A 19,348-nucleotide genomic window follows, 5' to 3' on the forward strand; every position below is an offset into this window, starting at 1 on the left:
GTCAGGTCGGCAACAAAGGTAAAGAACGGGGCAGCGGATGACACGCGTGAAGGGTCGCTCGGGCAAGGCTGGGCTGCGTCCTGCCGTTGTATCGGTTTTCTTGGGGGCGGCAGCGGTTGGCGGGGCGGTGATCCCGGCACTGGCACAAAGCTACAGCTTCTCCAACGTCGTGGTGCAGGGGAACGAGCGTGTGGACGTTCCGACTATCCTGTCCTTCGCGGGCGTATCTTCGGGGCGACCGCTGTCGGCGGCGGAACTGAATGCCGCGTATCAGCGCATCGTGAATTCCGGCCTGTTCCAAACGGTTGAGATCGAGCCGCAGGGCGGGACCCTGGTCATTCGGGTCGAGGAATATCCCATCGTCAACGTGATCGCGTTCGAGGGGAACTCCGTTCTCAGCGACGATGTGCTGGCTGGGCTGGTGAAGACGCAGACGCGCCGCGCTTATTCCCCGTCGCAGGCCGAAGCGGATGCAGCCGCCATCACGCAGGCTTATTCGCAATCGGGGCGCAACGCCGTGACGGTGACGCCACAGATCATCCGGCGCACGGAAAACCGCGTCGATCTGGTGTTCGCCGTGACCGAGGGGCGCGTGGCGGAGGTGGAGCGCATCGCCTTCGCCGGCAACCGCACGTTTTCGGATCGCCGGCTGCGGCAGGTTCTCGAAACACGGCAGGCGGGCCTTCTTCGCCGCCTGATCCGCGCGGACACGTTCATCCCTGAACGGGCACAACTGGATCGGCAGCTTCTGCGCGACTTCTATCTTTCGCGCGGTTTTGCCGACGTGCAGATCACCGAGCCTTCGGCGGAACTGACGCGCGACCGCAGCGCCTATTTCATGACCTTCAACATCCAGGAAGGCCAGCGCTACCGGATGGGGAACGTCACGCTTGCCTCCGAAGTGGCGGGCATCGATCTGGGCCCGTTCCAGGATCAGATCTGGATCAAGTCGGGCAGCTATTACTCGCCCAGCTCCATCGACAACGTAACGACGCGGATGGAAAACGTCGGGGTCCAGCAGGGCCTGAACTTCGTGCGCGTGGAGCCCCGGATCAGCCGGAACGAGGCTGCGGGCACGCTGGACGTGGCCTTCACGCTGGTGCGCGGACCCCGCGTTTTCGTGGAACGCATCGACATCGAAGGAAACACCACCACGCAGGATCAGGTGATCCGTCGCCAATTCCGCACAGTCGAAGGGGACCCCTTCAACCCGCGTGAAATCCGGCAGGCCGCAGAGCGTATCCGTGCGCTTGGCTTCTTTGCCGATGCGCAGGTGGAAAGCCAGCAAGGCTCCGGTCCGGATCAGGTGGTGGTGAATGTCGATGTGGAAGAGCAGCCAACCGGCTCGCTTTCCTTCGGTGTGGCTTATGGCGCCGTGTCGGGTGTCGGCTTCAACATCGGCTTTTCAGAGTCCAACTTCCTTGGCCGCGGTCAGTATCTGGGTATCAATATAGGCACCGGCAGCGACAGCGTGAATTCGACGCTGACCTTCGCAGAGCCTGCCTTCCTTGGCCGTGATCTGCGCTTTGCCTTCAGCGCGAACTACACCAAAACCGACAACGAGAATGCCGACTATAATACCAAGCGGATTGGCCTTGGCCCGTCGCTGACCTTCCCGATCAGTGAAAACGGGCGGCTTGAGCTGCGGTATCGCATCTCGCAGGACGAGATTTCGGGCGTTGAAACGGGCGATCCGGATGATCCGGCGGACAACGGCTCGTCCGCGATCCTGCAGCGAGAAGAAGATCTGGGTGAGCTGCTGACAAGCACCGTGGGGTATACCTACAGCTATGACACGCGCACCAACGGTCTTAATCCGCTTGGCGGGGTGCTGCTGCGCTTCGGACAGGACTTTGCCGGTGTTGGCGGCGACGTGGAGTATATCAAGACAAGCTTCACGGCACTGGCCGAACGTCGTGTCTGGAACGAAGATCTGACCTTGCGCGCAGTGTTCGAGGGCGGCGCCCTTACGATGCTGAACGATCAGGTATCTACCGTGCCGAACCGTTACTTCGGAAACTCCATCCGCGGCTTCGATCCTAACGGCCTTGGCCCGCGCGATCTGAACGCCAGCAACAAAGACGCGCTTGGCGGCAACTACTATGCGGTCGCGCGTCTGGAGTCCGAATTCCCGCTGGGTCTGCCGGCGGAATACGGGATCACCGGTGGTCTGTTCGCGGATGCGGGTTCAGTCTGGGGGCTGGATAATAATATCGGCACTGGCGGCGAACCTGTGGACGATGATTTCAACCTGCGGTCCTCGGTCGGATTCTCGATCTTCTGGACGACGCCGATCGGTCCCCTTCGCCTGAACTTCACCAAGGCGCTGGTGAAAGAAGACTATGACAAGGAGCGCAACTTCGATCTGACGATCAACACGCGCTTCTGATGTGGCGCGCCATCGCCTTCGCCTTGTCGCTGTTGCCCCTTCAGGCAACAGCGCAGGGTGCGCCTTCATCGGAACGAAGCGCAATCCTGACCATCGTCCCGGAGCGGCTTTATGATGAGACGCGAGCTGGCAAGACGGTGGAGGAGCGGGCCGAAGAAGCCTCCCGCGCATTGATGGCGGAGAACCGCCGCATCGAGGCGGAGCTTGAGGCTGAGGAGCGCGAACTGACGCAAAAGCGTGATACCTTACCCCCGGACCAGTTCCGGACGCTTGCGGATGCTTTCGATGCCAAGGCTGAACGCATCCGGGATGAGCAGGATGCGAAGTCGCGCCGCATCGCTCGGATGCGCGAACAGGACCGGCAGCTTTTCGTTCAGGCGGCTATTCCCGTTCTGGCTGAATTGATGCACCGTGAAGGGGCGGTGGCGATACTGGACCGCAGCAGCGTGTTCCTGTCCTTCGACCTGCTGGACGTGACGGATCGAGCCATACGCACGGTGGATGAAAAGCTGGGCGACGGTGCCACCATCTTCGAGCGTCCTGCCGCAGAACCCGGCACGCCCTGACGCTTGCTGCGGACGGAAGGCCTTGCTAACAAAAAACACGACATCTGAAGGAACGGGAATGACCGAAACCACAGTACCCACCGAAGCCGATATCCAGCTGATCCAGCGGATCATCCCGCATCGGTATCCGTTCCTGCTGGTGGACAAGGTGCGCGACATCGTTCCGATGAAATCTGCCGTCGGCATCAAGAACGTCACCTTTAACGAACCGCAGTTTACGGGGCACTTCCCGTCGATGCCGGTTTTCCCGGGCGTGCAGATCGTGGAAGCGATGGCGCAAACGGCAGCCGTTATGGTTGGCGTGTCCATGGGCCTCCAGGACAAGAACATGCTGGTTTACTTCATGGGCATCGATGCGTGCAAGTTCCGCCGCAAGGTGGGTCCGGGCGATCAGCTTGTGATGACCGTGACGACCAAGCGCGGCGGCGGCAAGGTCTGGAAATTCGCAGCCCGAGGCGAGGTTGACGGCGAACTGGCCGCCGAGGCCGAATTCAGCGCGATGATGGACTTCCCGAAAGGATAAGGCATGGCCATTCACCCCTCTGCGATCATCGAACCCGGTGCGAAGCTGGGGCAGGATTGCGAGATCGGCCCCTTTGTCGTGATCGGTCCGGACGTGACCCTGGGTGACCGGGTCGTGGTCCGCAGCCACGCCGTCGTGACAGGCTGGACAGAGGTTGGGGATGACACGGTCATCTTTCCCTTCGCTGTGGTTGGCGAGGTTCCGCAGGACCTGAAGTTCCGGGGCGAAAAGACGCGCCTGATCATCGGCAAGCGCAACCGCATCCGCGAAGGCGCGACCATGAACCTTGGGACCGAGGGCGGCGGCGGAATAACACGCGTCGGCGATGACTGCCTGTTCATGACAGGCAGCCATGTCGGCCATGACGCACAGGTCGGCAACCGCGTGATCCTGGCGAACCAGGTGGCCGTGGCAGGCCATTGCGTTCTTGGCGATGACGTGATCGTTGGCGGTCTTTCGGGCATTCACCAATGGGTGCGCGTTGGGCGCGGTGCGATCATCGGCGCCGTTACCATGGTGACCAACGACGTTCTGCCGCACGGTCTTGTTCAGGGTCCGCGGGGGGAACTTGACGGCCTGAATCTTGTCGGCCTCAAGCGGCGCGGTGTTGTCCGCAGCGAGATCACGGCGCTTCGGGCAGGATACCAGATGCTGGCGCAGGGCGAAGGAACGTTCCTTGACCGCGCCCGCCGGCTGCATGACGAAACCGAAAGCGATCATGTACGCGAGATGACGGACTTCATCCTTGCCGCGTCCGATCGTTCATTCCTGACCCCGAAATGAGCGTGACCGCCATCATAGCCGGCTCCGGCCGATTGCCGTCGCTGCTTGCCTCTGCGCTGGATAATCCCGTGGTTGCGGCAATGGACGGCTTCATGCCCGAGGGGGTGGAGCCGCAGGTGATCTTCCGGCTGGAACGGCTTGCCCCGCTGATGCGAGATCTGGCGGATCGCGGGGTGGAACGTGTGATCTTCGCAGGGGCTGTTCGCCGCCCGGCGCTGGACCCGTCGCTGTTCGATCCGGTTACGGCTGCGCTTGTTCCGCGCATTCTTGCGGCGATGAAGGGGGGGGATGACGGGCTGCTGCGCACCGTGATCGAGGTGTTCGAGGAAGCGGGCTTCACAGTCATCGGGGTTGAGGATATCGCCCCGCATCTGGTGCCCGCAGCCGGCGTGATCGGCGGGGATCCGTCGGATCGTGATCGCGCGGATGCAGGGCGTGCGGCGGATATCGTGCAGGCGCTTGGCCGCGTCGATGTCGGGCAAGGGGCCGTCGTTGCCGATGGGCTTTGCCTTGCGGTGGAAGCGTTGCCGGGAACCGATGCGATGCTGGACTGGGTGGCGATGACGCGGCAGGGCCGCGGCGGCGTGTTCTTCAAGGCCCCGAAGCCGGGACAGGACCGGCGTGTGGATCTTCCGGCCCTTGGCATCGGCACTGTTCATCGGGCGGCGAAAGCAGGTTTGTCCTGCATCGCATGGGAAGCGGGCGGCGTCATCCTTCTGGACAAGGAAAGCATGATCCGCGAGGCCGCCGCCGCAGGTATCACCCTTTGGGCAAGGGCGTCGTGAAGCTTTTCCTCATAGCGGGCGAGCCTTCGGGCGATCGCCTTGGCGCCGCACTCATGGCGGGGATGAAAATCCTTGTTCCGGACGTGCGGTTCGAGGGCGTTGGCGGGCCGCTGATGCATGCGGAGGGCCTCGAAAGCCTGTTCCCCATGGATGAACTTTCGGTCATGGGAATCGCCGAGGTTCTGCCGCGCTATGCCGCGCTGAAACGCCGGATCCGCCAATGCGCCGATGCCGTGATCGAGGGGGAGCCGACGGCGATGATCGGCATCGACTCCCCTGATTTCAACCTGCGCGTGGCGCGATTGGTGAAGCTGGCACGGCCTGAACAGAGGACGGTTCATTACGTTGCCCCTTCCGTCTGGGCATGGCGGCCGAAGCGGGCGGCGAAGATGGCGAAGTGGATCGACCACGTTCTTGCCCTTCTGCCGTTCGAACCGCCCTATATGACTGCCGCAGGCATGACCTGTGATTTCGTGGGCCATCCGGTCGTGGCAGAGCCCCGTGCGCCCCGCAGCGAAACACGCGCGTTCCGCGAGAATATCGGCCGCCACCCCATGCTTCTTGCGCTGCCAGGGTCGCGGCGCAGCGAGGTGCAGCGCCTTGCCCCGGTGATCGGCGAGGTTCTGGCGCGGGTGCGGGATGTGCATCCGAATGCCGGCGTCTTGTTGCCGACAGTCCCGTCGGTTGCCGATCTGGTGCATGACCTGACGCAGGATTGGCCGATCCGCCCGCAGATCATCCAGGATCCTTCGGGCAAGCGTATTGCGTTTCAGGCCGCGGATGTGGCGATTGCAGCCTCTGGCACCGTGTCGTTGGAACTGGCTGCGAACCGTGTGCCGATGGTGATCGCGTATGACATGTCGCCGCTCAGCATGTGGTTGATGCGACGCATGGCGCTGATCGACACGGTGACGCTGGTCAACCTTGTGTCCGATACCCGCGTCGTACCAGAGTTTCTGGGCAAGGACTGCCGCGCCGACCGCATCGCCCCCGCTTTGCTGGATCTTCTGGCCGACAGTCAGCGCACCGCCGCGCAACAGGCGGCGATGGAGCTTACGATGCAGCGCCTTGGCGAAGGCGGCGAACCGCCGGGCCTTCGTGCAGCCCGATCGGTTCTGAACTTTCTGGCTTAGCGGCCCCGCCAGATCCAGCCGCCACCGAAGATGCGGCTGCTGTCATTGGAATAGAAAACGCAGGCCTGTCCCGCGGAAACGCCATCTTCCGGTGACAAAAGCTCCACCTCCGCCTCGGTGGCGGAAAGGGGGCGGATGATCGCTGGGCGCGGCGCCCGGGTGGATCGGACCTTCACGCTGACATGCCATTCAGGCTGCGAGGTGAAAGGCGCATCCCCCAGCCAGTTTACCTCGCGCACGGGGATGACGCGGGTGGACAGCGCCTCTTTTGGCCCCACGATGACGTGGCGCAGGTCGGGATCCAGCCGGACCACGTAAAGCGGGTCCCCAAGGCCACCGATGCCAAGACCACGCCGCTGACCCACCGTATAGTGGATCACGCCGCGATGCTGGCCCAGAACGTTGCCGTCCATGTCCACGATATCGCCCGGATCGGCGGCACCGGGGCGCAGCTTCTCGATCACTGCGGCATAGTTGCCATTGGGCACGAAGCAGATGTCCTGACTGTCGGGCTTGTCCGCCACCGGAAGGCCATAGCGCGCGGCCAGTGCCCGCGTTTCCGCCTTCGAGGCAAGATGCCCCAGCGGGAAGCGCAGGTAATCCAACTGCTCTGGCGTGGTGGAGAACAGAAAATAGCTTTGATCGCGATTGGCATCGGTGGCGCAGTGAAGCTCGGCCCCCGTGGCACCCATCTTGCGCTGAATATAGTGGCCGGTTGCCATGCAATCGGCATCCAGATCCTTCGCCGTCTGCAGCAGATCCTTGAACTTCACGCGTTCGTTGCAGCGGATGCACGGAACGGGCGTTGCGCCGGCAAGATAGGCATCGGCGAATTCGTCGATCACCGCCTCTCGGAAGGTATTCTCATAATCAAGGACATAATGGGGGAAACCCATCTCCTCGGCCACCCGGCGGGCATCGTGGATATCACGCCCTGCACAGCAGGCACCCTTCTTGGCCAGGGCTGCGCCATGGTCGTAAAGCTGAAGGGTCACGCCGATGACGTCGTATCCTTCTTCCTTCAGCTGCGCGGCAACCACAGAGCTGTCCACGCCGCCCGACATGGCAACGACAACGCGCGTTGCGGCGGGGGGCTTGGCGAATCCCAGCGAATTGAGCGGATGGTCCAGCATGGCGGCCTCTTTGGTGAAGGCGGTAAAGATAGGGAAAATCCTAATCAATCTCAAGGGCCGCACTTACGGTTGCTTAATCGTGATGGCGCAGTCTTCGCTGATTGGAGGATTAAGCCATGTATCTGAAAAAAGTCTCCGGCCCACGGCAAGTTACGCTGCCAGATGGCACAATCCTGACCCGTGCCGATCTTCCGCCTGCCGAAACGCGCAGGTGGGTGGCCAGCAGGAAAGCCATTGTTGTGAAGGCCGTGCTTTACGGATTGATCCCGGAAGAGGAGGCGCTGGAACGTTATGATCTGTCGGAGGAAGAGTTCAACTTCTGGCGTGCCGCTGTCGAATTGCACGGAGAGAATGCCCTGAAAGTCACAGCCATACAGAAATATCGCCTGGCCGATTGATCCGGGCATACCGAACGTGACAGTAATGGGGAGTTAACCATTTGCCGTCAGTCTGGTGGTTAACGAAGATCTGTCATGGAACTGTTATGCGCATTTTGCTGGTCGAAGACGATCCCGCCACCTCACGCAGCATCGAACTGATGCTGACCCATGCAAGCTTGAACGTCTTCTGCACCGATATGGGCGAAGAGGGGATAGATCTGGCAAGGGTCTATGATTACGACCTGATCCTGCTGGACCTGAACCTGCCGGACATGAGCGGGCATGACGTGCTGCGACAGTTGCGGCTGGCACGGATCGAAACGCCGATCCTGATCCTTTCGGGATCGGACGACACCGACAGCAAGCTGAAGGGCTTCGGCTTCGGCGCGGATGATTACATGACCAAGCCCTTCCACCGGGAGGAGTTGATCGCGCGCATCCACGCGATCATCCGCCGGTCCAAGGGTCACGCGCAATCGGTGATCCGCACGGGCGCGGTGACGGTGAACCTTGATGCCAAGGTTGTCACGGTGAACGACCGCAGCGTGAACCTCACGGGCAAGGAATACCAGATCTTCGAGTTGTTGAGCCTGCGCAAAGGCACGACACTGACGAAAGAGATGTTCCTGAACCACCTTTACGGCGGCATGGACGAACCGGAGCTGAAGATCATCGACGTGTTCATCTGCAAGCTGCGCAAGAAGCTTGCCGAGGCGACGGGCGGCCACAACTATATCGAGACGGTGTGGGGCCGCGGTTACGTGCTGCGCGACCCGCAGGAAGAACAGACAGCTGGCGCGGCCTGAAAACTGGACTATCGCCCGCCGCGCCCGTAGATCGTGCCGAAAACGCAAGTGCCGGAGGATCGAGTGAAAGCGGTGGACGACCTGACACTGGAGGAGGCGCAGGCGGAGCTTGCGCGCCTCGCATCCGATCTGGCGGCCGCGAATACCGCCTATCACCGTGACGACGCGCCGACGATCACGGACGCCGATTACGATGCGCTGAAGGCCCGCAACCTCGCCATCGAAGTGCGCTATCCCGAGCTTAAGCGGACGGACAGCCCGACGGATGCCGTGGGCGCGGCGCCATCCGAAGCCTTCGGCAAGGTGCGGCACGAGATCCGGATGCTCAGCCTTGGCAACGCATTCGAGGATGAGGAGGTGGCCGAGTTCGAGAGCCGCATCCGCAAGTATCTGGGCCATACCGGTGATCTGGCCTTCACGGCAGAACCCAAGATCGACGGGCTTTCGCTTTCCCTGCGCTATGAAGACGGCGTCCTTGTGCGCGCCGCCACGCGCGGTGACGGCGAAACAGGCGAGGATGTGACCGCCAACGCCCGCACCATCGGCGACATCCCGCATACAGTGACCGGCGCGCCGCCAGTGATGGAGGTGCGGGGCGAGGTCTACATGTCGCATGCCGATTTCGAGGCGCTGAACCTGCGGCAGGCCGAACGCGGTGGGCGCACCTTCGCCAACCCCCGGAATGCCGCGGCCGGCAGCCTGCGCCAGCTTGATCCCGCGATCACGGCGGAACGCCCGCTGCGTTTTTTCGCCTATGCCTGGGGGGAGGTGTCGGAGCCTTTGGCCGAAACCCAGTGGGGCGTCATGGAACGGTTCCGCGAAATGGGTTTCGACGTGAACCCTTTCACCAAGCTTTGCCGCGGCACCGAGGAGATGCTGACCCATTACCGCATGATCGAGCAGCAGCGCGCCACGCTGGGCTATGACATCGACGGTGTGGTCTACAAGGTGAACGATCTTGCGCTGCAGCGGCGGCTTGGATTTCGCGCCGCCACTCCGCGTTGGGCGGTGGCGCACAAGTTTCCGGCGCAACTGGCATGGACGCGCCTTCTTGGCATCGACATCCAGGTTGGCCGGACGGGGGCGCTTTCGCCTGTGGCGCGGCTTCAGCCGGTGACGGTGGGTGGCGTGGTCGTGCAGAACGCCACGCTTCACAACGAAGATTACATTGCCGGGCGGGACTCCCGCGGTGGCACGATCCGCGACGGCAAGGATATCCGCGTGGGCGACTGGGTGCAGATCTATCGCGCGGGGGATGTGATCCCGAAGATCGCGGATGTCGATATCGCCAAGCGTCCCGAAGATGCCGAACCCTTCCGGTTTCCCGACCATTGCCCCCAATGTGGTTCCGTGGCGCTGCGGGAAGAAGGCGATGCCGTGCGCCGCTGCACAGGAGGCCTGATTTGCCCCGCGCAGGCGGTGGAACGCTTGCGCCACTTCGTGTCCCGCGATGCCTTCGATATCGAAGGGCTGGGTGCCAAGCAGGTGGAAGCTTTCCACCGCGACGGCTGGATCCGTCACCCCGCCGACATCTTCTTGCTGGAGGAGCGGTACGGCACCGGCCTTCAGCAGGTGAAGAACCGCGAAGGCTGGGGCGCGAAATCGGCCGAGAAGCTGTTCGCCGCCATCCGTGCCCGCAAGCGGATCGAATTGAACCGCCTTATCTTTGCCTTGGGCATCAGGCACGTGGGCGAAACCTCAGCGCAGCTTCTGGCGCGGCATTACAGCACGTGGGACGCGTTCGAAGGGGCAATGACCCGCGCCCGCATCGGCGAGGGTGCCGAGTGGGAGGAGTTGATCGCCATCGACGGCGTGGGTGCGGTGATGGCGGAATCCGTCATTACCACCTTCGCCAACCCGGCAGAGCGTGAAGCCATCGACGCGCTGACCCGGCATCTGGACGTGCAACCGGTGCAGCATCGCGTGGCCATGGGCAGTCCCGTCGCCGGCAAGACCGTTGTCTTCACCGGCTCGCTGGAGAAGATGTCGCGTGCCGAAGCCAAGGCGCGGGCCGAGGCGCTTGGCGCAAAGGTCTCCGGCTCCGTATCCGCCAAGACTGATCTTGTGGTTGCGGGTCCGGGGGCGGGCAGCAAGGCCAAGCAGGCCGAAAGCCTTGGCGTCGAGATGATCGACGAGGGTGCCTGGCTGGCGATGATCGGCGACGCATGAGCCGCCCGGAAGCGCTGTTTCCGCTGTTCGCGGAGCTGGAGACGCTGGAAGGCGTCGGCCCGAAAACCGCCCGCGCGATGGAAGCGGCGGGCATCCGCCGCCCGGCTGACCTGCTGTTTCTTCTGCCGCATTCCGCGATCGACAGGACACGCCGGGGGAGCGTTGGCGATGTTGTTCCGCCTGCCGTGGCAACGGTGGAGGTGACGGTTGGCGCGCATTATCCGCCGCGCAACCGCGGTGGCCGCTATCGCGTCGATCTGTTCGACGGGGAGGAACATTTTCAGGCTGTCTGGTTCCATGCAAAGGCCGATTACCTGACGCGCCTGCTGCCGCAGGGAGAGAAGCGGCTGGTTTCCGGCAAGGTGGAGATGTTCGACGGAACGACCCAGATGGTTCATCCCGACCATGTGCTGCATCCGGACGAGGCGCTGAACCTGCCACTTTGTGAACCGGTTTATCCCTTGGCGGCAGGGCTGACGCAAAAGGGCATGGCGAAGGCCGCCCGATCCGCCCTGTCGCGGGTGCCGGAGATGGGGGAGTGGATAGATCCTTCGGTCGTGGCGCGTGAAAGGTGGCCCGATTGGGCATCCGCGCTGGACCGTTTGCACCGGCCCGAAACGCCCGAAGATCTTTCGCCCCTGACACCCGCCCGTCAGCGCCTGTCCTATGACGAGCTTTTCGCCCATCAGCTTACGCTGGCCCTGGCCCGGGCCAGTCGGCAGCGGGTTCGGGGGCGTGCCTCCATCGGGGATGGAGGGCTGCAAAGGCGTGTTCTTGCCGCGCTGCCCTATGCACCCACAGGGGCGCAGACCCGTGCGGTGGCAGAGATCGCCGCGGATATGGCCGCCCCGCATCGCATGAACCGGTTGCTTCAGGGGGATGTCGGGGCGGGCAAGACGCTTGTCGGGTTTCTTGCCCTTCTGATCGCGGTGGAGGCAGGCGGGCAGGGCGTTCTGATGGCCCCGACCGAAATTCTGGCCCGGCAGCATCTGGAAAGCCTGGCGCCGCTTGCCGAAGCCGCCGGTATCCGCGTGGAGGTGCTGACAGGCCGCGACAAGGGGGCGGAACGGCGTGCCAAGCTGGAGGCGCTGGCGGATGGCCGCATTCATGTGCTGATCGGTACCCATGCCGTTTTCCAGCAGGATGTGGTTTTCCACGATCTGCGCCTTGCCATCGTAGATGAGCAGCATCGCTTCGGCGTCGCCCAGCGCATGCAGCTTGCCGCCAAGGGAATTGCCGACGTGCTGGTGATGACCGCCACGCCGATCCCGCGCAGCCTGTCGCTTGCCAGCTATGGCGACATGGACGTGTCGGTGCTGGATGAGAAACCTCCGGGGCGCAAGCCTGTCACCACGGCGCTAATGGCAACCTCTCGGCTGGAGGAGGTGGTGGCGACACTTGCCGCACGGATTGCCGAAGGGCGACAGGCCTATTGGGTTTGCCCGCTGGTGGAGGATAGCGAGGTGGTGGACTATGCCTCGGCGGAAAGCAGGTTCGCGCATCTGCGGTCGGTGATGGGGGATACCGTGGGGCTGGTCCATGCACGGATGCCGGCGGCGGAAAAGGACGCGGCCATGGCCCGTTTCGCTGCAGGGCAGACACGGGTGCTTGTGGCCACCACGGTGATCGAGGTGGGGGTGAACGTTCCCAATGCCTCGATCATGATTATCGAACGGGCCGAAAGCTTCGGCCTTGCCCAGCTTCACCAGCTTCGCGGGCGCGTCGGGCGGGGTGCTGCGCAATCCACCTGTTTGCTGCTGTATCAGGCGCCTTTGTCCGAAACCGGAAGGCGGCGCCTTCAGATCCTGCGCGAAACCGAAGACGGCTTCCGCATCGCCGAGGAGGATCTGGCCATCCGCGGTGCAGGCGATCTGATAGGAACGGCACAATCGGGCCTGCCGCGCTTTCGCATCGCCGATCTGGAACGGCAGGCCGGGCTTATGGCGCTGGCGCAATCGGATGCCCGGGCCCTGCTGACACGCGATCCGGACCTGACCGGCCCAAGGGGGCAGGCGGCGCGGATGCTTTTATGGCTTCTGGGGCGGGACGAAGCCATTCGCCTGCTAAGAGTTGGCTAAAGGTTGCTAATAAGTTCTTTACTTGTTCTCGTTACCATGAGAACAATCGGGCAACATCAACAGGAGATGCTCGATGCCGAAGCCCAACCGTGATATCCTGAACCGCCGCAACCGCATGCTTGTCGCGGATGCGGCCGGCGTGGCCATCCTGTTTACCGGCCTGTTCGTGGGCCTGCACCTGATCTGAGTTTCCCGCGCGGTCCTGCCTGACGCGCCGACTGCCGCCAACCTAGCGTTGGCGGCTTTTTTCCATCGCTTCGACGGCTGCACGCAAAGGCAGAAGGATTGCGGCATGGCGGGCAGCGTGTTCCCGTGCCGCTTGCAGCATCCGGTAACTGTCGAAGGGGGGCTGGGGCGCAGGGCCGCCTGTCAGCATCGCCTCAACATCTTTCAGCGCAGTTGTCAGGGCGTTCGCATCTGTTCCCATGATCGCCGCACCCATAAGCGAAGCAGAGGCCTGTCCCAGAAGGCATGTCCGCACCTCTTGCGCGAAACGGCTGACAAGGCCATCCCCTACTGCCACATCAACGGTGACCGTCGATCCACAGACGGGGGAGCGGCATGTCGCGCTGCCCGTCGCATCCGCAAGACGGCCCGTGTGCGGAATGTCGGCAGCCAGTGCAAGAAGCTCGGTGGAATATAGCGCGGACATCGTTCCAAACCTTGTGGTTTTCCCCTAGATAGGCGGCATCTCCCCACAAGGAAACCTCCATGTCTTTCGATCCAAGCACGCTGACCTATGACGCAAACGGCCTGATCCCGGTGATCGCGCAGGACCATTCCACGGGAGAGGTCCTTATGATGGCGTGGATGAATGCCGACGCGCTGGGCCGCACCCTTGAAACAGGGAGAATGACCTATTGGTCCCGCTCCCGTCAAAGCTTCTGGGCAAAGGGCGAAAGCTCGGGCCATGTCCAGCAGCTGATAGAGATGCGGGTGGACTGTGACCGCGACTGCCTGCTGGCGCTGGTGGATCAGACGGGACCGGCCTGCCACACGAACCGGCGTTCCTGTTTCTATACCGCCGTCCGCGACGGGGCAGAGGTTACGATCATGGAGCCGGAGGCATAAGATGGCGCGCGCACCGCTTTTGCAACTGAACGGTATCTCGCTGACATTTGGCGGGGACCCCGTCTTTGACGATCTGGCACTTGTTGTGCAGCCGGGGGACCGGGTCGCGCTTGTCGGGCGCAACGGCTCGGGCAAGTCCACGCTGATGAAGGTGATGGCGGGGCTGGTGGAGCCGGACAAGGGGGAGCGGACGCTCGCCCCCGGTGTGACCACCGGCTATATGGAGCAGGATCCGGACCTTTCGGGATACGAGACGCTGGGCGATTTCGCCGCTGCCGGATTGCCGGAGGGCGAGGAGTACCGTGTTGCCATGGTGGCCGAAGGGCTGAAGCTGAACCCCGAGACGCGCATCGATGCCGCATCCGGCGGGGAAAAGCGTCGTGCGGCGCTTGCGCGGCTTCTGGCCTCCGAGCCCGAGTTGATGCTGCTGGACGAACCGACCAACCACCTGGACATCCAGGCGATCCAGTGGCTGGAAGAACACCTCCGCTCCACCCGTGCGGGTTACGTTCTTATCAGCCACGACCGTGCGTTCCTGAAGGCGCTTACGCGTGCCACCCTGTGGATCGACCGCGGCGCGGTTCGCCGCCGCGAGCATGGTTTCGACGGGTTCGAGGAATGGCGCGAAACGGTCTGGGCCGAAGAGGACGAGGCCCGTCACAAGCTGGATCGCAAGATCAAGGCCGAAGCGCGCTGGGCGGTGGAGGGCATCAGCGCCCGCCGCAAGCGCAACCAAGGCCGGCTTCGCGCGCTGGCTGCGATGAAGGCCGACCGGGCCTCGCAGATCCGCCGTCAGGGCACCGCCGCGATGGAACTGGAAAGCGGCCCCACCTCGGGCAAGCGCATGATCGAGGCGAAGGGCATCAGCAAGACCTTCGGTGACCGCGTGATCCTGCGCCCCTTCGATCTGCGCGTCCAACGGGGGGAGCGCGTGGCTTTCGTCGGCCCGAACGGGGCAGGCAAGACCACGTTGCTTAAAATGCTGACCGGAGAGCTGGAGCCGGACACCGGCAGCGTCACGTTGGGATCGAGCCTGCAGATGGCGGTGTTCGATCAGACCCGCGCCCAGCTGGACGGAAATGCCAGCCTTTGGGAAAACCTGACCGGCGATCCGCTGCTGGGCGTTTCGGGGCAGGCCGACCAGGTGATGGTGCGTGGCACGCCGCGCCATGTGGTCGGTTACCTGAAGGACTTCCTGTTTGACGACGCGCAGGTGCGCGCGCCAGTCCGTTCGCTGTCGGGCGGGGAAAAGGCGCGTCTGCTGCTGGCCAGAATCATGGCGCGGGAGTCGAACCTTCTGGTTCTGGACGAACCGACGAACGATCTTGATGTCGAGACACTTGATCTGCTGCAGGACATTTTGGGCGATTATGATGGGACGGTGTTGCTTGTAAGCCACGACCGGGACTTCATCGACCGCGTTGCTACCACAACCATAGCGATAGAGGGCGAGGGTCACGCAACAACTTATGCGGGCGGATGGTCGGATTTCCAGGCGCAGAAGCGGCCCGAGGAAGCGGCGGTTCCCAAGCCCCCCGCCGCCGTTTCGGCAGCGCGGGAAAAGCCTGCGGCCAAGCCGGCTGCGGGAGGGCTGAGCTTCACCGAAAAGAAGCGTCTGGATGCGCTTCCGGCTTTGATGGAAAGGATGGAAGCCGAGATCGCGAAGCTTTCCGAGTTGCTGGCCACCCCCGATCTTTTCAGGGTGGAGCCTGTGAAATTTCGCAAGGCAACCGAGATGTTGTCGGAGCGTCAGGCGGCTTTGGCGGCGGCAGAGGAAGAGTGGATGTTGCTGGAGGACAAGGCCTCGGGCGGGTGAGGTTTCGTCAAGATTTCGTGAAACATTTACATCTGGCGCTTGTCGGGAAAAAGCACATTTTGTGCGCTGTACCGGACGCCAAGTTCGTTCGGACCAAGATGAATTGGAGTATACCATGAAACGCATTGCAGTTCTCGCCCTTGGCACCGCTGCTGTCCTCGCTGCCCCGGCATTCGCTGGCGGCCCGGTTGTTCCGGTTGAAGAGCCCATCGTTGCCGCCCCGGCACCCGTTGTTGTTGCACCGGTTTCGGGCGACTGGAACGGCGGCTACCTGGGTGCACAACTGGGTTATGCTGATGGCGGCGACGCTGACGGCGACGGCGCCCTGGGCGGCATCCACGGCGGCTACCGCTGGGACCTGGGCCGCACGGTTCTGGGCGCCGAACTGGCCTACAACTCGGCTGACGTTTCCGGTTCGAACGACGCCATCAAGCTGGACAACCTCGCCACGCTGAAAGGCCAAGTCGGCTACGACCTCGGCAAGACGCTGGTTTACGCTTCGGCTGGCGTTGCTTACGGCCAAGGCGATTTCGCCGGCAACGACGACGCTGACGACTACGGCTACACCGTCGGTCTGGGCGTTGACTACCAGGTCAGCCCGAACTGGACCGTCGGCGGCGAAGTTGCGACCTACAGCTTCGACAACTTCGACGACACGGGCGTGAAATACAACCCGACCTCGGTTCAGCTGAAAGCAGCTTACCAGTTCTGATCTCGGTCCCTTTCGGGAACGACGGGCGCGGGGGAAACTCCGCGCCCTTTTTCATTTCTGTGGCACATGTTATGGCGCAGGGGGAACGGAGGATGCTATGACCATCAGGCTGCACAACACGAAGACCCGCACGAAAGAGGTTTTTAAACCGATCGACCCGTCGAACGTGCGCATGTATGTCTGTGGCCCCACCGTGTATGACCGTGCCCACCTGGGCAATGCGCGCCCCGTCGTGGTGTTCGACACCCTGTTCCGGCTGCTGCGCGAGGTATATGGCACAGGTTGCGTGACTTATGCGCGCAACTTTACGGACGTGGATGACAAGATCAACGACCGCGCCGCCGCGACAGGCCGCACGATCCGCGACATCACGGATGAAACGATCGGCTGGTACCACGCCGACATGGATGCCCTTGGTGCGCTGCGCCCGACGCATGAACCTCGCGCCACGGATTTCATCGGCCAGATGATCGACATGATCGGCACGCTGATCGAACGTGGCCATGCCTATGCCGCCGAGGGTCACGTGATGTTCGAGGTGCGCAGCTTTGCCGAATACGGCGCGCTGTCAGGACGGTCGGTCGATGACATGATCGCCGGCGCGCGGGTGGAGGTTGCCCCCTTCAAGCGCGATCCGATGGATTTCGTGCTTTGGAAGCCATCGGATGCTGTGCAACCGGGGTGGGACAGCCCTTGGGGGCGGGGGCGTCCTGGCTGGCACATCGAATGCTCGGCCATGTCATACGAGTTGCTGGGCGCGGCGTTCGACATCCATGCTGGCGGCATCGACCTGCAATTCCCGCACCACGAGAACGAGATCGCGCAAAGCTGCTGCTCGCATCCCGAAGCAGGTTTCGCCAATATCTGGCTGCATAACGAGATGCTGATGGTCGAAGGGCGGAAGATGTCCAAGTCCCTTGGCAACTTCTTCACGGTTCGCGACCTGCTGGACAAGGGTGTGCCGGGCGAGGTGGTGCGTTTCGTTCTGCTGTCCACGCATTATGCCCGTCCGATGGACTGGACTGCCGAAAAGGCCGAACAGGCCAGTGCCACGCTGCGCAAGTGGCGGGCGCTGGCTGAAGGGGTGGAGCCTTCGGCGCCCGATGCGACATTTCTTTCCGTGCTGTCGGACGATCTGAACACCGCGGGGGCCATTGCCGAACTTCACCGGCTGGCTGCGGCAGGCGATGCGGCGGGGTTGGTGGCGTCGGCGCGGATTCTGGGGCTGCTGCTGCCGGATCTGGGGGATTGGGCCACCGTTGCCGGGCCGGATGCGGAAGTCTCGGCCCTGATCGAGGCCCTGCTGGAAGCACGGACAGAGGCACGTAAGGCCAGGGATTTCGCGCGTGCCGATGCATTGCGCGATGGTTTCGCGGCGGCGGGTGTTGTTGTTAAAGACACTGCGACGGGTGCGGAATGGTCCTTGGCCCCCGGCTTCGACGCCGAAAAGCTGAAGGCGCTGGTATGAGCCTTGATGCCTGCGCAGCCTTGGTGGCCAAGGGCGACCCGGACCGTTTCGCCACGCTGATGGCTGCGCCGGTTCCCATGCGGGCGCGGCTTCTGCCGCTTTACGCCTTCAACCTCGAGGTGGCGCGGGCCCCTTGGGTCACGTCCGAACCCATGATCGCCGAGATGCGCCTTCAATGGTGGGCCGATCTTGCCGAACAGATCGGGCAGGGCCGCGCTCCCGCGCATGAGGTGGCAACCCCGCTTGCCGCGCTTGTCACCGAAGCGCGGCTGCCGGTATCGCTGCTGGACGCGATGGTGGAGGCGCGACGCCGGGACATCTATAACGAACGCCCTAACAACGCGGAATTCGACAGCTATCTTGATGCGACGGCGGGCAACCTGATGTGGTTGTCGGCGCTGGCCCTTGGTGCCGGACCGGAGCTGGAGGCGCGGGTCCGGGCCGTCGCATGGGGGCAGGGGCTTGCCTCGTTGCTGCAGGCAGTGCCCGAACTGGTTGCGCGGGGGCGGCATCCCCTGCCGCATGATGATATTTCGGCGCTGGCACAGGACGGGCTGCGGCGGCTGCGGCAGGGGCGGTTCCCGCGCAAGATTGCCCCCGCGCTTTGGCCCGCATGGCAGGCGAAGGGCTTGCTGCGCCTTGCGCAGGCCGAACCGCAACGTGTGGCGGAAGGGCGCCTTGCCCTGCCGGAGATCCGCAAGCGGGGCACCTTGCTGCTGCGGTCGGTTCTGGGGTGACGGGCAGGGCGCCATCGCCTATCACAAGACCTGCACAACGCAAGGGGAGCAAGATGAGCCTGACCTTCGGACGCACGGCTGCCGCCTCGGGGCAGGCGGACAGCATGGTGATCTTCGTGCACGGCTATGGCGCGAATGGGGCGGACCTGCTGGATCTGGCAACCCCGCTGGCGCACCATCTGCCGAACACCGTTTTCATCGCACCGGACGCGCCGCAGCGCAGCCGGAACAATCCGATGGGCTTTCAGTGGTTTCCCATCCCGCGCCTTGACGGATCATCGCAGCGCGAGATGGAGGAAGGCTTTGCAAGCGCCGCCGAGGTGTTGCAGTTCTTCATCGACGAACGTCTGGCAGAGGAGCGGATCGCACCCGAACGGCTGGTTCTGGTGGGCTTTTCCCAAGGTACGATGATGAGCCTGCACGTCGCCCCGCGAAGGGTGGAGCCGATCGCGGGCGTGGTCGCCATTTCAGGGCGGCTGATCGCGCCGGAGCGGCTGGAGGCGGAGGCGCTTTCCAAGCCGCCCGTTCTGCTGGTGCATGGCGATCAGGATCCGATAGTCCCGTTCGAGGAGATGGGCCTTGCCGGCAATGCGCTGGTCGCCGCCGGATTCCAGACCTCTGGCCACGTGATGAAGAACACCGGGCACGGCATTGCACCCGACGGGGTGGGCGCGGTTCTGTCGTTCCTGCGCGAAACCTTGCGCTGACGTCACCAAACCGTCACCCTTCGCCACTATACCTAGTGGTGCACCTGCGCTGGAACATGGGGCTTGCAACATGGCCGACGCCATATATAGTT

At 63.3% G+C, this 19,348-nt stretch carries 18 protein-coding genes; 16 read left to right on the forward strand and 2 right to left on the reverse strand.

Going from position 1 to position 19,348, the window contains the following annotated elements; all coding sequences use genetic code 11:
- Positions 1-37: 37 nt before the first annotated feature.
- The 6 genes from bamA to lpxB are packed head-to-tail and all read left to right on the forward strand — an operon-like array spanning position 38 to position 6,179.
- Positions 38-2,389 carry an outer membrane protein assembly factor BamA gene (bamA, locus tag JX25_RS05070; RefSeq protein WP_128253987.1) on the forward strand — a complete coding sequence of 784 codons (2,352 nt, stop codon included), beginning with the start codon at positions 38-40 and terminating at the stop codon, positions 2,387-2,389.
- Positions 2,389-2,955, forward strand: a complete 567-nt coding sequence (locus JX25_RS05075; RefSeq protein ID WP_128253988.1) for an OmpH/Skp family outer membrane protein — start codon at positions 2,389-2,391, stop codon at positions 2,953-2,955. Before bamA ends, JX25_RS05075 begins: the two co-directional genes overlap by 1 nt.
- A 58-nt stretch (positions 2,956-3,013) precedes the next feature.
- Positions 3,014-3,478, forward strand: coding sequence for a 3-hydroxyacyl-ACP dehydratase FabZ (gene fabZ, locus JX25_RS05080; RefSeq protein ID WP_128253989.1), 465 nt, complete (start codon positions 3,014-3,016; stop codon positions 3,476-3,478).
- 3 nt (positions 3,479-3,481) lie between these two features.
- Positions 3,482-4,261 carry an acyl-ACP--UDP-N-acetylglucosamine O-acyltransferase gene (lpxA, locus tag JX25_RS05085; RefSeq protein ID WP_128253990.1) on the forward strand — a complete coding sequence of 260 codons (780 nt, stop codon included), beginning with the start codon at positions 3,482-3,484 and terminating at the stop codon, positions 4,259-4,261.
- Positions 4,258-5,046 carry an LpxI family protein gene (locus JX25_RS05090; protein ID WP_128253991.1) on the forward strand — a complete coding sequence of 263 codons (789 nt, stop codon included), beginning with the start codon at positions 4,258-4,260 and terminating at the stop codon, positions 5,044-5,046. Before lpxA ends, JX25_RS05090 begins: the two co-directional genes overlap by 4 nt.
- The gene (gene lpxB, locus JX25_RS05095) at positions 5,043-6,179 is read left to right on the forward strand and encodes a lipid-A-disaccharide synthase (protein ID WP_128253992.1); all 1,137 of its coding nucleotides are present in this window, start codon (positions 5,043-5,045) and stop codon (positions 6,177-6,179) included. Before JX25_RS05090 ends, lpxB begins: the two co-directional genes overlap by 4 nt.
- Here lpxB and mnmA read toward each other — a convergent pair.
- The gene (mnmA, locus tag JX25_RS05100) at positions 6,176-7,312 is read right to left on the reverse strand and encodes a tRNA 2-thiouridine(34) synthase MnmA (RefSeq protein ID WP_128253993.1); all 1,137 of its coding nucleotides are present in this window, start codon (positions 7,310-7,312) and stop codon (positions 6,176-6,178) included. The two genes, lpxB and mnmA, sit on opposite strands and share 4 nt — an antisense overlap.
- 116 nt (positions 7,313-7,428) lie before the next feature.
- On the opposite strand from mnmA, the gene sciP reads away from it, so the two are divergent.
- The 4 genes from sciP to recG all read left to right on the forward strand — a co-directional run bounded on the left by sciP (position 7,429) and on the right by recG (position 12,745).
- Positions 7,429-7,710, forward strand: a complete 282-nt coding sequence (gene sciP / locus JX25_RS05105; protein ID WP_128253994.1) for a CtrA inhibitor SciP — start codon at positions 7,429-7,431, stop codon at positions 7,708-7,710.
- 86 nt (positions 7,711-7,796) lie between these two features.
- Complete coding sequence (gene ctrA / locus JX25_RS05110; protein ID WP_128253995.1) at positions 7,797-8,498, forward strand: response regulator transcription factor CtrA; 702 nt, start codon at positions 7,797-7,799, stop codon at positions 8,496-8,498.
- A gap of 63 nt (positions 8,499-8,561) precedes the next feature.
- Positions 8,562-10,667: an NAD-dependent DNA ligase LigA gene (ligA, locus tag JX25_RS05115; RefSeq protein WP_421780224.1), complete on the forward strand. Its 2,106-nt coding sequence runs from the start codon at positions 8,562-8,564 to the stop codon at positions 10,665-10,667.
- Positions 10,664-12,745 (forward strand): ATP-dependent DNA helicase RecG, encoded by a 2,082-nt coding sequence (recG, locus tag JX25_RS05120; RefSeq protein ID WP_128253996.1) that lies wholly within the window; start codon positions 10,664-10,666, stop codon positions 12,743-12,745. The genes ligA and recG overlap by 4 nt, the downstream gene beginning before the upstream one ends.
- Before the next feature lie 229 nt (positions 12,746-12,974).
- Here recG and JX25_RS05125 read toward each other — a convergent pair whose 3' ends face one another.
- Positions 12,975-13,397 carry an iron-sulfur cluster assembly scaffold protein gene (locus tag JX25_RS05125; protein WP_128253997.1) on the reverse strand — a complete coding sequence of 141 codons (423 nt, stop codon included), beginning with the start codon at positions 13,395-13,397 and terminating at the stop codon, positions 12,975-12,977.
- 59 nt (positions 13,398-13,456) lie between these two features.
- On the opposite strand from JX25_RS05125, the gene hisI reads away from it, so the two are divergent.
- The 6 genes from hisI to JX25_RS05155 all read left to right on the forward strand — a co-directional run bounded on the left by hisI (position 13,457) and on the right by JX25_RS05155 (position 19,256).
- A complete protein-coding gene (hisI, locus tag JX25_RS05130) occupies positions 13,457-13,816 on the forward strand; it encodes a phosphoribosyl-AMP cyclohydrolase (RefSeq protein ID WP_128253998.1) in 360 nt (119 codons plus the stop codon).
- Between the two features lies 1 nt (position 13,817).
- On the forward strand, positions 13,818-15,632 hold the full coding sequence (locus JX25_RS05135; protein WP_128253999.1) for an ABC-F family ATP-binding cassette domain-containing protein: 1,815 nt from the start codon (positions 13,818-13,820) through the stop codon (positions 15,630-15,632).
- A gap of 115 nt (positions 15,633-15,747) precedes the next feature.
- Positions 15,748-16,344, forward strand: coding sequence for an outer membrane protein (locus JX25_RS05140; RefSeq protein WP_128254000.1), 597 nt, complete (start codon positions 15,748-15,750; stop codon positions 16,342-16,344).
- Positions 16,345-16,441: 97 nt separating this feature from the next.
- Positions 16,442-17,812 (forward strand): cysteine--tRNA ligase, encoded by a 1,371-nt coding sequence (gene cysS, locus JX25_RS05145; RefSeq protein WP_128254001.1) that lies wholly within the window; start codon positions 16,442-16,444, stop codon positions 17,810-17,812.
- Positions 17,809-18,549, forward strand: a complete 741-nt coding sequence (locus JX25_RS05150; RefSeq protein ID WP_128254002.1) for a phytoene/squalene synthase family protein — start codon at positions 17,809-17,811, stop codon at positions 18,547-18,549. Before cysS ends, JX25_RS05150 begins: the two co-directional genes overlap by 4 nt.
- A 53-nt stretch (positions 18,550-18,602) precedes the next feature.
- Positions 18,603-19,256 carry an alpha/beta hydrolase gene (locus JX25_RS05155; protein ID WP_128254003.1) on the forward strand — a complete coding sequence of 218 codons (654 nt, stop codon included), beginning with the start codon at positions 18,603-18,605 and terminating at the stop codon, positions 19,254-19,256.
- The last annotated feature ends 92 nt before the right edge of the window (positions 19,257-19,348 follow it).

It is taken from the genome of Falsirhodobacter deserti, from assembly GCF_004015795.1.
GTDB lineage: Bacteria > Pseudomonadota > Alphaproteobacteria > Rhodobacterales > Rhodobacteraceae > Falsirhodobacter > Falsirhodobacter deserti.